The sequence below is a fragment of the Clostridium facile genome (assembly GCF_014297275.1).
Taxonomy (GTDB): Bacteria; Bacillota; Clostridia; order Oscillospirales; family Ruminococcaceae; genus Massilioclostridium; species Massilioclostridium facile.
The window spans coordinates 1,484,137-1,498,892 of sequence record NZ_JACOQK010000001.1 but is presented as its reverse complement, the minus strand read 5'-3'; the positions used below and the strand labels follow the sequence as shown (position 1 = coordinate 1,498,892).

Here is a 14,756-nt window from a genome sequence, read left to right as displayed (position 1 = left end):
TAATGCAGCCGATAACTCTACAGCTATTTTAATAAAAATAGATATTCTTTTATCTAAAGATTTTTATTCTCACCGGCTAATCCGGGGTTTCTTTTTGATAAAGCTCCAAAAACAAGCCACTAATCTGAATAGATTAGTGGCTTAAATATTTTTTATTTATGAAGGAGATGTCAAATTAATTATTTTTTCTTTTTCAGGGTTACTACTGCTACGCCTGCCAATACCAGTGCTATTACTCCTGCGATTGGAGCAACATCACCTGTTTTGGCTGCGTTTGCTTTTGTTGTGGTAGATTCTTGCCCTGTTTGTGTACCGTCTGCTTTATTGTCATCTGGTGTTTCGGTAGATGGTTTTTCTACTGCTACCAGACCTTTCATTGCTTCTTGTACACTTGTTACTGCTGCGTCTACTTCTTCCTGAGTTGCGTTTTTATTTTCCATTACTGCGTTTGCTTCTGCTACTGCTGCTTCCAGTACTGCGTAGCTTTCCGCTGTATATGCGTTTGCATCTTTGCCGTTGGCTTCCGCAATTACTTTTTCCAGGATGGATTTATCTGCTTTGTATCTCAGGTTCAGCATCGCATTCAACAGATTGGTTTCTACTGTTTCGATTTCTGCTTGCATTGCATTGTCTTTATCCGCTAATAAATCTTGTGCTGCTTTCAACGCTTCTAAGAATTCTGCCTGACCTGCTTCTACATAGTCATTCATGTCATAGCCTTCTGCCAATGCTACCAGAGCTTCTAAGGAAGTAATATCACCTTTGACAAAGCCTAATTTATGGATTTCTGTCATCAATGCTTTCCATGCTGCATCTATTGCATCCTGAGTTGCTGCTGGGTCAGCCGCAATTTCTTTTGCTGCATCCAATGCTGCGTTGAAGGATTCCTGTACATATGCGATAACATTGTTAAAGTCATCAGATGCTTTCTGTTCTTCTGCATATTTAATTACTGCATCTAAGATAGATTTATCTCCTTTGAGGACAACTGTAATGGTAGTATCTTGTTTAATATTGGTTAAAGTATACTCTGTCACAGCACCAATTGATTTACCATTCACTAAAATGTCTTGCAGTTCTTTACCATTTTTAACGGAAACTGTAAATGTAGTAGAGCCACCAAAAGATACTTCTGAATCTTCGATTGTAACAGTCGCATAATTGTTTTCGATTGCTGTTACAGTATAACTTGGCATGTTTGGTGTATTGTTCCAAATTGGATTTCCACCTTGAACATATGGGATGTAATCCATAGTATGATTGATATTGAGCCAAGTTTCATAGTTGGATTTATCCTGACCACAACTAGCAAAGTCTACTAATTTAACTGGAATACCATTGATAGTTTTTGTTTCTGCAAACAACCAACATCCTTCTTCGCTTCCATCTACAACTTTCATATTTTCTAAGTCACTGGTTTGCAATGTAGCGCCACTAGCTGGCAGGAAGTTATAGTTAGTGTCATATGCAAGTAAAATTGGTCCATAGTAAACAGAAGTTTTACCCGCAAAATTCTTTTCGCCTACCCAATAATGTACTGCGATGTCTAGATTTAATTCTAAGGTATCTCCATTTTTCCATTCACGGTTCATGGTATAGTATTCTCCAGAAACCAAACCGCTAACAGATTCACCATTAATTTTTAATGTGTTTCCTTGCATTGCCCAAACAGGGATTCTCAAATTAAAGTTAAATGTTTCATTTTGTTCCAGATCCAATGTGATTTTAATTGCTCCATCTTTTGGATAATTAGTTTCTTGGTGAATTGTAATTGGATTTCCTGCTGGAGTATAGGAGTGAGCATGGGATGGACCATAATAATTTAAATATAAATCCGTATTATTTGTTAAAACGCCCCATTGTGATAATTCTCCTAAACCACGTGCTGCGTTTGCTTGGCAGCAGTTAAAATCTGGGGAACCACTGTTGTATTGAAATGCGATTTGTTCTTGAGATGAGCCTTTACTGCCATTCATTGGAGTATTGTAGGTAACTTGTTTGTCGTTATTTAACAAGGAGCCTAACATTCCATTGAAATAGGAGATTTCCATTTGGTCCGCTGCGAAGGAATCATGAGATAATTGTAAATATTCTGTGCTAAGAGCCATCCAAGCGACAGTACAGCAAGTTTCAATTGCACCAGTATTGTATGGATCTCCACAAGCTTGTTCACCACTGGTGAAACCTCCTGTATTATGCACATCTGTTTTTTGAATACTGTACCAGATATCCTGCAATGCATTGTAGTAGTTGTCATTATGGTCTACTTCATATAAAGTTCCCAATGTAATAATGGTGTGCAATGCTTCCCATCTTGGCAGTGGAGACTGATAATAATCGTTTCCATTTAATGCGTTATTTAGCCAGTCACCGGATCTTGGCCAATCTTCTACTACAATCTGACGAGCTGCGTTGAGATAACGTACATCACCAGTTTCTTGGTATAAAACAGCAAAACCATGGCTAATACCTAAGTTCATTGTCTGGCTTCCAGCAGAATCAAAAGTACGTCCGCCTTCTATAAAATACTTATAAACATAATCAGCAGCTTTTATTGCTGTATTCAGGTAAGTTTGGTTTCCTGTAATTTTATACCAGTTATATAGGCCATAGATGGAATGGTAATGTCCCCAAACATCCCAGTTGCTTCCTTGTCCGCCCATAACGGAATTTCCTGCATAGATTCCTAAATAACCATCTTTTCCTTGTGCGTTTGTCATAGCGTCCGCCAATTCATTTCCAGCAACCAATAGGTCTGGATCTGGATTTAACAAATAGCTATAGGAAATACCAGTCAATAATTTTCCTGGAAACTCATCATACCAAGCAACCAATGCCCCAGTATATTGGGAAGATTGTTTCAAGGAATCCATGTTCCAAACAGTTTTGAAACTATCTTCGGATGAAATTGCAACAGGAGCTGCTTCGGTTCCATTTACATTACCAACAATTGCAAAATTGTCTAAATAAAAGCTCTTGTCCACAGTATCCTCATTTGGATGGATTCTCAATTGGAATTGGTGAACGTCTTTTAAGTCAATTGTATGTTGTTCTTCTCCTAATTCATCCCAATACACTTCAAATACTTCTGGCGTCAGGGCGATTTTGATCCAACCTTTGAATTGGGCAGGAATCAAAAATGCACGGTTGGATACAGTAGATTCTGTCCAGTTTACACCATCACCGCATAAATATGCTTTGGAACCGTCTTTCATCTGCCAGGATTCTCTTCCTTTTTTGCCGGTAATATTTTGTTCCTCAAAAGCAAATCGGAATTCCAGATTACCAGAGGTCATTTCGGTATTATCAAGATAGAACCAGACCTCTTTTGCACCAGTCCAATCGATTGTAGCAGTACTATCGCCAACAAATCGTACATCTGTATCAGCGGTAAGAGGTGTATTTTTTAGGCTAGTCCATTGGACAGCCTGTGTTCCATCATAGCCTTTGGACTCGTTAATATCCAATTTGTAAATACCTTGACCTAATGCTCCACTAGCATCGGATAAAATACTGCTTAATGCAATTTTTCCATCCCCTGCGGTTACGGATTCAATCTGTTCGATAATATTAGGGTTATCTTTTAAAGCATTTACTTGCCATTGGTCAATATTACCCTGAATATTTTCTCCAACATATCCTTCCAATCCAAAATCCTTTAACAAGCTAACTGCTCGTTCTATGTCCGGTTTTGGCATAGTTGGAGCGTCAGGTGTTTCTGGATATTCTGGAGATGGTGGATCAATCGTTTCACCAGCATTTGGATCAGTTTCCTCGGATACGGTTACATTGATTTGAATTGTTGCCATACGAAGTTGTTCATCCGTTACCCGAACAGTAAAGGTATCGGTTCCAGAGAAGCCTTGATTGGGAATATACAACAACATACCAGAATCCTGATTGATATATGCCTGGCCATGAGAAGCACCAAATGTGCGGTAGGTCAACCTGCTGCTGGTTTCACTGGTCGCACTAGCATCGGTAATTGGAGTAGAACCATTTTTATAACAAGTTAAATTTGGATTGTTTAAAATGTTTTGGTTAAATATAGGAGCTCCTATTGTTGGATCAACAGGTTCTACTGGTAAATCCACGCCATTCACATTTCCTACAAATCCAAATCCATCTAAATAGAGAGTCTTGCCAATGTTGCTGTCATTGGAATTGACATGCATGTTAAATTGGTTAATAGAGGAATAACAAACTGTGGTTACATTTCCACCAGATGACCAATATTGAGTAAAGGTAGCATTGCTTAGTGGAATACGAACCCAACCTTTAAACCCTGCATCCAAAGTAATCAAGTTATTTTCTACTTTTTTGGTTGTCCATGCTTTACCATCATTGGTTTGGTAAGTTGTCCCATTTACCAGTTGGAGTGCATGTTGGAATCCATCTGTAGTATCTTCTTGGAAAGCGAACCGAATCTCTGTTGGTTGGTCTCCAAATTCGGTAGCATCCGCATAGAACCAAAGTTCTTCCGCACCAGTACCATTGGTATCTTTTATTGTACAAGCTTCGCTCCATAAGCGGATATCCACATCGGAATTTGGCAAACCGGCTGTAGATTGATTGATTTTCCACGCCAAGGCAGAACTTCCATTGAATCCTTTGTCTTCGGAAACACTTAAATCATAATATTTGTTTAACATGCCATAGAAGTCGCCCAACATTCCTGGCAAATCGGTGATTCCTTCTACTCCCCACATTTCTTTATAGGAGTAATTTCCTTGTGAGGGCAGTTTGTCTGAAAAGCCTTGGCCAACAATGCCAAAACTATCTAAGTATGCTGTTTTATTTAATGTAGTATCGTTACCCACAATGTGCATATTTAACTGATTTACATCTTTTAAATACATATCATCATAGCCATTCCAATAGGCGGAAAAAGTAGACATATCTAGTGGGATACGAACCCAACCATTAAACCCTACTGGGAAAGTCATCCTTTGGCTACCATCCACTTCTCCTGGAATCCAGTTTAACCCATCATTATAATAGTATAATGCCCCTGATTTCATAGAAAGAGCATGTTGAACATTCAGGGATGTTCCATCTTCCTGATAAACAGTTTCTTGGAAAGCAAAGCGGATTTGTGGTTCCATAGTTCCATATTCCCTAAAGTCCACATGGAACCAAACTTCTTCTGCACCGGACCAATCTGTCTGCCTATTTTCTAATTCATGGTAACGTAGGTCGATATCGCTATAATTTGGGGAAGAAGCAGTATTGGTCCATGCAATAGCATTGCTGCCATCTACACCTTTTCCTTCTGCAATATCCAATGTAAAAATGTTATCCCGGATCATCCCATAAGCATCACCAATAGAAGCCCGAAGCTGTTCCCCTGTAACATCTTCCATTCCCCAAACTTCCTGGAACGTTTGGATGGGTTCAGATGGCGCAGCTGCGCTAACTGTTAAGCCTCCAGTTGCCAAGGATGATGCTAAAATTGCAGCAGCGGTTGCTGCGCTAATTATTTTGCGTAACTTTCGGTTCATTTTTGACCTCCTTTTCAAAAAAGCCTGCAAATTTTAATTTATTTCAATTTCCAATTTCTCTTTTTTTATTAGTTACAACCCTCCTTTAGAATGAAATAATCATTTTTTAGATTGGAAATGAAATGCGCCCAAAACATAAATTATGTAAATAATTACTATTTTATTTTTTAAAATCGGTATAATTTATGTACTTGATTATATAATATATACAAAGTGAAGAAAAGTCAATTATTAATGAAAAAAATGATAAAAAGCGATAAAAAAATCAAAATCAATCGACTTACAATCATAAATAATCAAAATTAGGGTAAATTAACTTTCATAAATTGGATGATTTTTACCATAATTACTATTTTGGAAATATAGATATTATATGGATAAAAATATTATATTGAAACTATTTTTGGTTTAATAACAGTAGTTTAGATAATAAACCTTTATTTAATTAAATGTGAAAGTAATTATCAAATTGTTTGGATTGGATTTGGTTATAATCGTTATCAAAAATGGATGATTGTTTTTGATTGCAAAATGAGCATATTTTATTGTTATTTAACCGTTTATCAGTTTTTCAATTATATATTGACTTTTTATTTTATTTCAGTTAAACTTTAATTGTAAGAAGAAAACAGTTTTATTGCTAATAAAAAATAATATCTAGTAATAAAACAAACAAATTAGCTTTTTTCTTCTCTTTTCTCATTCTTTATATATTTTTTGAAAATTCATAAGCCCCATTTGTGAATTTTCATCCCTGCAATTGGAATTGTCTCCTTACCAGTTGCAGGGATTTTTTTATTTCGATATGATCGGCAATGAGGAAAACAGGGCTTACGTTAGTGATATAAGAAGGCTGGCGATATAAACCGAATACTTTTTATTAAATTATTTTAATTTTACTACTTGACAAATGGAAATAAAAAGAATAAACTAAATTTAGAATAATAAAATTGCGTTGAAAGGGAAGAAATCCAGAAACTTTGGTTCAGAGAGTTGCCGGATGGTGAAAGGTAACCCAAAATCTGCGATGAAAATCACCCTTGAGCAGCCAGCTGAAATTGAGTAGTTCAAGATTAAGCCAGGCCGGTTTCTCACCGTTAACAAGAGAACGTATTATTGGATACGGTTAAGGGGCTGCATTTTTTTGCAGCAAATAGAGTGGTACCGCGGAGTTATTGCCTTCGTCTCTTTGGATAGAGACGAAGGTTTTTTATTTTCCTTTTATAAAATAAACCATTCCGTAACATAATTACATTAAGAAAACAATGTAATGTTTAAGGAAAATAATCTGACCAAAATATTCTTAATTGTATCGGCAAGATATCAAAAAGTGAGGATGGATTGTAATGTTGACTTTGGACAAAATTTATCATGCAGCTTATGTATTAAAAAATGTGGCCCGTAAAACAGATTTGATTTATGCCCAAAAATTGCGGCCGGACGCAAGGATTTATTTGAAAACAGAGAATTTACAGGTAACGGGGTCCTTTAAAGTAAGAGGAGCCTACTGTAAGATGGCAGAGCTTTCCGAAGAAGAAAAACAAAAAGGGGTCATTGCCTGCTCCGCCGGCAATCATGCTCAAGGAGTGGCTTTGGCTGCACAAAAAGGGAATATCCCTGCTATGATTTGTATTCCAGAAGGCGCCCCTATTTCCAAAGTAGAAGCAACGAAAAAATATGGTGCCCAAGTGGTTTTGGTCAAAGGTGCTTATGATGATGCTTACCAAAAAGCATTGGAATTGCAAAAAGAAACAGGGCGGACTTTTATCCATCCTTTTGATGATGATGAGGTCATTGCAGGCCAGGGAACAATTGGTTTGGAAATTCTAGACCAGTTGCCAGATGTGGATGCAGTAATCGTACCAGTTGGCGGGGGCGGATTAATTGCCGGTGTTGCATATGCCATCAAAAGCTTAAACCCCCACTGCAAAGTATATGGGGTGCAGTCTGCTGGTGCTCCTTCTATGTTTAACGCAGTAAAACATGGACATATGGAAGAACTGAAATCTGTTGCGACGATTGCCGATGGTATTGCGGTGAAAAAGCCAGGGGATATTACCTATGAACTCTGTAAAAAGTATGTAGACGATATTGTCACTGTAACAGATGATGAAGTATCCAGCGCAATTTTGGCTTTGATTGAAGAACAAAAATTGATTGCAGAAGGTGCAGGAGCAGTAGCTGTTGCGGCCGCTTTATTCAATAAAGTAGATGTTGTTGGAAAACGGGTGGTATGTCTGGTTTCTGGCGGGAATATTGACGTGAATATTTTGTCCCGTGTCATTACCCGTGGGCTGTTGAAAGCGGGAAGAACAGCCAACTTTACCATTGCGTTGACGGATAAACCAGGGGAACTACAACGGGTTTCCACTATTGTTGCTGATTTGGGCGCTAATGTGGTTGCGGTACACCATGACCGTGCGGATGAAAATATGGCGGTAAACGCATGTTTCTTGAAACTGACGATGGAAACCCGTGACCATGAACAGGTAGAGGAGATCCGAAAAGCTTTGGTTGAGGCCGGATATGAAGTTACAGAAATCCACTGAGGAAGAACTTTGGGCTCTATTGAAAGAATGCCGGATTTGCCCCAGAAATTGTGGTGTAGACCGTTTAGCGGGAAAGCAGGGATTTTGCCGCGCGATTGGAAAAGAAATCCAGGTGGCACGGACAGCCCTCCATTTTTGGGAAGAACCCTGTTTGTCTGGAACCGCCGGTTCTGGAACCGTCTTTTTTTCCCATTGCAATATGCAGTGCGTGTTCTGCCAAAACTATGAAATCAGCACACAGGATATTGGACAAACCATTGATGTAGACCGGTTAGTAGAGATATTTTTCCGTCTGGAAGAACAAGGTGCGTTAAATTTGAATTTGGTTACCCCAACCCATTATATAGTTCAGATTGTGATTGCCCTCCAGAGAGCCAAACAACAAGGGCTTTCTCTGCCGGTTGTTTATAATTGCAGTGGGTATGAATCCGTTTCCTCTCTGCAATTGTTGGATGGATTGGTGGATATTTATCTTCCGGATTTCAAATATTATGAGGAACAGCTTGCTTTGAAGTACTCCCACGCAAAGCATTATTTTACCTATGCGAAACAAGCGGTCCAGGAGATGATACGTCAAACCGGAATCCCCGTATTTGATTCGGATGGAAGGATGCTATCCGGCACAATTGTCCGGCATTTATTGCTGCCTGGTCAATTGGAAGATTCAAAAACAGTGGTACACTGGTTCGCAAAACACTGGAAGGACCAGGCGTATTTCAGTTTGATGAGCCAGTATACACCGCTATCCTGGGTAGAATCCTATCCAGAGTTAAATAGGAAGGTAACCCAGGAGGAATATGATGAATTATTGGAGTATGCCCTCCAAATGGGGTTGGAACATGTCTTTGTACAGGAAGGAGAAGCTGCCTCCGAAAGTTTTATTCCGTCTTTCCAAAACCAAACCTTGCTATAAAAGGTAGTTGTGAGAATTGGAGTTGATTTTTTCCCTTTTATCCGGTATAATAAAATTGATTTTATATGGAGTGAATAGGATCTTTTACTGAATATTAAAAGAAGGATTTCGATACAATGACAAACATACTCAACCAACTGCCAGGTGTACCAGAATTTGTTGGGACCGCTGCTGCTGATACCATTGGTTTGGTAATCGCCAATGTGGATGAGCAACTGCGCAGTAGAATGAACTTGGATTTAACCTATCCTACCATTGGTTTAATAGGTTCCCGTACTGGTGCTGGCGCCCAGATTAAGGCTGTGGATGATGCTGCCAAAATGAGTAATATAGAAGTATTATCCATAGAATTGCCACGTGATACCAAAAGCGGCGGTGGACATGGTAACTTTATTATCATTGGAGGAAAAGATGTTTCCGATGTCCGCCAGGCAGTGGAACTTTCTTTAAAGTTGATTGACCAGAACGCGGGGGAACTTTATATCAGTGAGGCTGGGCATTTGGAAGTACAGTTTACCGCTCGGGCTGGGAAAGCAATTCATATGGCGTTTGGCGCTCCAATTGACAAAGCATTTGGCTTTATCTGTTCCTGTCCGGCACCGATTGGGATGGTTATTGCGGATTTGGCAATGAAATCAGCAGGGGTGGAACTGGTCAGTTACGGAACTCCAACCCAGGGGACCAGTTTTTCCAACGAAGTGGTTATCACAATCTGCGGGGAAGCGGATGCAGTCCGTCAGGCAGTAATAAAAGCGCGGGAAACAGGGATTCAACTTTTGTGTACTATGGGAGAATATCCCGACCCGGTAAAGACACCCTATTTATAAAGAAAAAACAAAAACGTTTTGGAGGCTTTATGGCATTCCCAAAACGTTTTTATCATATGGTTAGAAAGGTGATCGAAATGAGTATTGTATTGGATTATTTTAAGGAAATCGCTAAAATCCCCCATGCCACTTACGATGAAAAAAGGATCAGCGATTTTTTGATGGAGTTCGCAAAGCGGCATCAGTTGGAAGCGGAACAGGATGAAATGTACAATGTTATTATGCGGAAGCCATCCAATCTTCCAGGGTATCAGGGACCAACAGTCATTTTACAGGCGCATATGGATATGGTATATGTTAGTGATGGTACTCGTTCCTATGAAGATGGATTGTTGCTGGAAGAAAAAGATGGCATGTTGAAAGCAGTAGGCACTACATTGGGAGCGGATAATGGCATGGCAGTTGCCTATTATCTGGCTGTTTTAGCAAGCGAAGATTTTTATTACCCCAACTTGGAAGTGGTATTTACAGTTCAGGAAGAGGATGGATTACGTGGTGCCGCTGGTTTGGATTATTCCAAATTAAAAGGAAACTGCCTGATCAATATGGATTCTGAGGAGGAACAAACTTTTTGCACTGGGTGCGCAGGGGGAGTCAGGACACATATCAAACTTCCAGTACAGGATCAATCAGTATCTGATTTCGTGGGATATCATGTAAGCTTAGAAGGATTACAGGGTGGGCATTCCGGTATGGCAATCCATCTGGAGCGTGGAAATGCCATCCAAATGTGTGGCCGTATATTGCAAAAGATTCGGAAATACGCTTGTTTATCCAAAATTCAGTGTAAAGGCCATGCCAATGTTATTTCCCGTGATGCCAGTATGGTGTTGGCTGTTCGTCCACAAGACCAGCAAAAATTGCAGAAGGATTTACAGCAATTTGAAAGGGAATTTCAACAAGAATTACAGTTTAGCGATACAATTTCGATTGCTGTAAAAGAGTTGCCTTCCTCTGTTTCAACTGTATTTTCTTCTAATACTGTTGATGCTCTTGTAGGGTTGCTAACTTTGATGCCAAACGGTGTGTTGCACAACAACGCTGCAATGGAAGGTCTGGTGGAAACTTCCAATAATATGGGTTCATTGGAACAGTGTGGGGAAGCTCTTGTATTAACTGGCTCGATCCGTAGCAGTGTAGCCAGCAGGAAGCAGCAAGTAGTAAAGCAGCTTGAGGAACTAACCCGGTTATGTGGTGGTACCATTGAATTTTTTGGAGATTACCCACATTGGAGCTATCGCAAGGATTCTCCGTTGCGTGACACAGCGGTACAGGTATATCGAAAATTATATGGCAGGAAACCCGAAATTTTTGCTGTACATGCGGGTTTGGAATGTGGATATTTTGCCCAGGCAATGCCGGATTTGGATATCCTTTCATTTGGGCCGGATCTGCACTTTGTTCATACGGTAAAAGAATCCGCTGATCTGGCATCAGTAAAACGGATGTGGAAATTTTTGAGAGAGTTACTGGCTACATTGGCAAATCATATCGAAACAAGCTGTTAAGTATGACCTTGTTTGCCTGTTTAAGATATTCCTAAACAGGCTTTTTACTTTTTTCTAGTATGACCCTATACAATGCATATTCATAGAGAATGGTTAAGGGGTTACTCAATGTTTAAAATCCAATCAATTTCTCTTTTTTAACTTGCATTTGAATTTTTTTTGCAAACCTATTATAGGAGATTTCCATATTTTCTACTATTAGTTTTTTTCCAGTAATTGTTTTGATAACGATTCTTTCAGAGTTTACCTGATTTTGCTTTACCTGACGTACTACAGAAGAAATTTCACTGAAAGTAAAAGAATAAGGTTTTTTAAAAAAAGAAAAAACGGTTATTTTTTCCCCTTTTATTACTACCTTCCAAGCAAGTGTTTTTAAAATCAGATATATCCCCAACCAAAAGAATAAACCAAAGATATAGTAAAAAATAAAATGGGGAAGTTCTTTTGAAAAGAATGTGAATCCAAGTAAAACAGCACACGATGTTATATTACATAGTATTCCAATTATTATAACTGTACTTGGAATTGAAACAGTAAAATTGTCATCGGAAATTGCTTTACCCGGTTTGTTTTCAGATTTGTGTGTTGATAAAAATGCTAGCGGCAAACAGACTGGAAGAAAAATTATGAATAAAATGATACCAATATTTATGGGTACCACCTCCTATTATGATAGATCAATAAAATCATATAGTGTTAGTGCTATATTCCTATGAAACATTTAAAAATATTTTTTCATTATGGGCAGTAAACCTTTGATGTCGAAAGGATTGTAGTTTATTATTATGCCCACTGTAATAGTAAACTAGTATGCACTATTGATAACCTGTCATAGAAAACATATTTTCCAATTATTATAACTTAAGTTTACTATTAAATTTTTATTGTTGTCAAGAGTTTTTGTAATATTGAATGATATATTGGGAATTTTTAGTTAGAAAGAATATAGACAATTATTTAAGAATCCATTATAACAGTAGATTTATTTTCTAAATTTTTTGTCAATTTTATCATCTTTTTTCTAATGAAAATAATAGGTAAAAAATCAAAATAATTGTAACAAAAAATTAAAACCCAGCGTAAAATCATTGCGGGCTATTTTGATTTATGCTATAATAAAACGAATAGAGTTTTGTGTAAACTGAGGATTTCTCGGGTAAATCACACAAAGGACTGAAAGTGTATTTTAGTAAAATTCATAAATTTCTCCCTTAGAGATAGGAGATGTCAATGAAAATTATCGGAATTGACCCCGGTTACGCCATTGTGGGCTGGGGCGTTGTGGATTATCAACGTTCCCGTTTTACCACTTTGGATTATGGTGCCATTACTACCAAAGCGGGGATGCCATTTGAGCAGCGCTTGTTAACGATTCATCAGGAATTAGATTCGATTTTAACGATACATAAGCCGGATGCCATGTCAATGGAAAAGCTTTTCTTTACTACTAACCAAAAAACAGCTATTGATGTTGCCCAGGCAAGGGGAGTAATCCTCCTCTGTGCCACACAACATCAAATTCCATGCTATCATTATACTCCCTTGCAGGTAAAACAATCGGTTGTAGGATATGGAAAAGCGGTAAAAACCCAGGTGATGGAGATGACCAAGAGGCTTCTGCATTTACAGGCTGTGCCTAAACCGGATGATACAGCGGACGCTTTGGCAATTGCTATCTGCCACGCTCATTCCGCCGGTTCCCGTCTAGCACAGTACGGTACCCGTTACTAAGGGGAAAGGAGAGTCGAAATGATATACAGTATTTCAGGAAACCTAGTGGTTTCTCAACCTGTAGATGCTTATTTTATTGTTGCGGTAGAATGTAATGGGATTGCATATGAGATGAAAACAACCTTCACAACAGCTTCTCAGTGCCCAAAAATAGGGGAATCGGTTACTTTATATACCTATCTTCATGTCAGGGAAGACGCACTGGAACTGTTTGGATTCTATGACCAGGAAGAATTGCGCTGCTTTAAGATGTTGATTTCTGTTTCCGGCGTAGGGCCAAAGGCGGCATTATCTATTTTATCCAATGTAACCCCATCCCAATTTGCGCTGTGTGTTGCTTCTGGTGACAGCAAATCTTTAACAAAATCCAAAGGGATTGGTGGAAAAACAGCACAACGAATTGTGTTGGAGTTGAAAGATAAAATTTCTAAAGAGCAGTTATCCAGTAGTGTAGTAGCTGGAAAAGAAATTGAACTGCCTACTAATGCTGGAAATGTGGCGGAAGCTATTAGCGCATTAGTGGTGTTAGGATATTCTAAATCAGAAGCTGCCCAGGCACTTGCTGGAATTGACCCGTCAACTTCTGTAGAAGATATGATTCGGGTTGGATTAAAAGCATTGGCTACCATTCGATAAAAGGAGGAAAAGAACATCAGTATGTTTGACCGTGAAACGGATTTTGAAAGCCGGATTACTACACCGGATTTTTCTCCAGAAGATATGGATGTAGAGTTTACGTTGCGTCCGAAAACCTTAAAAGAATATATTGGCCAGGACAAAGCAAAAGAAAATTTGAGTATTTATATTGAAGCGGCCCGCCAACGTGGGGAACCTTTGGACCATGTCTTGTTATACGGACCTCCTGGGCTTGGAAAAACCACCTTGTCTATGATTATCGCCAACGAGATGAACGTCAATATCCGTGTCACCTCGGGTCCGGCTATTGAAAAACCAGGGGATTTGGCGGCGTTGCTTTCCAACTTGAATGAAAATGATGTGTTGTTTATTGATGAGATCCACCGGCTTTCCAGGGCGGTAGAAGAAGTATTGTATCCAGCCATGGAAGACTATGCGTTGGATATTATCATAGGCAAAGGGCCTGCTGCCCGCTCTATCCGCATTGATTTGCCTAAATTTACACTGGTAGGTGCTACAACTCGTGCGGGACAATTGACCGCTCCGTTGCGTGACCGATTCGGCGTTATTTTACGGCTGGAACTTTACAATGAAGAACAGCTTTCGGAAATTATTATGAGGAGCGCCAGCCTGCTGGAAATTCCTTGTGAAAGGGATGGGGCTTTGGAACTGGCAAAGCGTTCTCGTGGTACGCCTCGTATCGCCAACCGTTTACTAAAACGTGTTCGTGATTTTGCCCAGGTGTTGGGAGATGGCGTGATTACCAAAAAAATTGTAGATTCCTCCCTGCAAAAATTAGAGATTGATGAACTGGGTCTGGAGCCATTGGACCGCCGGATGCTAACTACCATGATTAAAAACTACAATGGTGGACCAGTTGGGTTAGAAACCATAGCTGCTATTTTGGGGGAAGAAGCGGTTACTATTGAGGATGTTTATGAGCCTTATTTGATGCAGTTGGGCTTTTTGTCCCGTACTCCTCGTGGAAGATGTGTCACCTCATTGGCGTACCAGCATCTTGGAATCAGCCAAGATGGACAGCAAACATTAATATAAATAGAAAATGGATTATTCGAATAGGAGAGATTACA

The 14,756-nt window shown here is 39.1% G+C and carries 9 protein-coding genes and 1 other annotated feature; of the genes, 7 read left to right on the top strand and 2 right to left on the bottom strand.

Going from position 1 to position 14,756, the window contains the following annotated elements; all coding sequences use genetic code 11:
• Window positions 1–179: 179 nt before the first annotated feature.
• Window positions 180–5,501 (bottom strand): beta-L-arabinofuranosidase domain-containing protein, encoded by a 5,322-nt coding sequence (locus H8Z77_RS06230; protein ID WP_186996508.1) that lies wholly within the window; start codon window positions 5,499–5,501, stop codon window positions 180–182.
• Window positions 5,502–6,447: 946 nt separating this feature from the next.
• Window positions 6,448–6,693, top strand: a binding site (T-box leader).
• 154 nt (window positions 6,694–6,847) lie between these two features.
• Between H8Z77_RS06230 and ilvA the strand changes: the two genes are divergently transcribed.
• The 4 genes from ilvA to pepD all read left to right on the top strand — a co-directional run bounded on the left by ilvA (window position 6,848) and on the right by pepD (window position 11,298).
• Complete coding sequence (ilvA, locus tag H8Z77_RS06225; RefSeq protein ID WP_186996507.1) at window positions 6,848–8,050, top strand: threonine ammonia-lyase; 1,203 nt, start codon at window positions 6,848–6,850, stop codon at window positions 8,048–8,050.
• A complete protein-coding gene (locus tag H8Z77_RS06220; protein ID WP_186996506.1) occupies window positions 8,028–8,963 on the top strand; it encodes a radical SAM protein in 936 nt (311 codons plus the stop codon). Before ilvA ends, H8Z77_RS06220 begins: the two co-directional genes overlap by 23 nt.
• 116 nt (window positions 8,964–9,079) lie before the next feature.
• Entirely contained in the window at window positions 9,080–9,790 is a 711-nt protein-coding gene (gene pduB / locus H8Z77_RS06215) for a microcompartment protein PduB (RefSeq protein ID WP_186996505.1), read from the top strand.
• A gap of 29 nt (window positions 9,791–9,819) precedes the next feature.
• Entirely contained in the window at window positions 9,820–11,298 is a 1,479-nt protein-coding gene (gene pepD, locus H8Z77_RS06210; protein WP_186996504.1) for a beta-Ala-His dipeptidase, read from the top strand.
• Between the two features lie 112 nt (window positions 11,299–11,410).
• Here pepD and H8Z77_RS06205 read toward each other — a convergent pair whose 3' ends face one another.
• A complete protein-coding gene (locus H8Z77_RS06205) occupies window positions 11,411–11,959 on the bottom strand; it encodes a hypothetical protein (RefSeq protein WP_186996503.1) in 549 nt (182 codons plus the stop codon).
• 569 nt (window positions 11,960–12,528) lie between these two features.
• Between H8Z77_RS06205 and ruvC the strand changes: the two genes are divergently transcribed.
• Genes ruvC through ruvB form a run of 3 tightly spaced genes read left to right on the top strand, consistent with a single transcriptional unit; the run spans window position 12,529 to window position 14,721 of the window.
• A complete protein-coding gene (ruvC, locus tag H8Z77_RS06200; RefSeq protein ID WP_186996502.1) occupies window positions 12,529–13,029 on the top strand; it encodes a crossover junction endodeoxyribonuclease RuvC in 501 nt (166 codons plus the stop codon).
• Between the two features lie 18 nt (window positions 13,030–13,047).
• Window positions 13,048–13,665, top strand: a complete 618-nt coding sequence (gene ruvA, locus H8Z77_RS06195) for a Holliday junction branch migration protein RuvA (protein WP_186996501.1) — start codon at window positions 13,048–13,050, stop codon at window positions 13,663–13,665.
• Between the two features lie 21 nt (window positions 13,666–13,686).
• The gene (gene ruvB / locus H8Z77_RS06190; RefSeq protein WP_069989365.1) at window positions 13,687–14,721 is read left to right on the top strand and encodes a Holliday junction branch migration DNA helicase RuvB; all 1,035 of its coding nucleotides are present in this window, start codon (window positions 13,687–13,689) and stop codon (window positions 14,719–14,721) included.
• Window positions 14,722–14,756 lie beyond the last annotated feature (35 nt).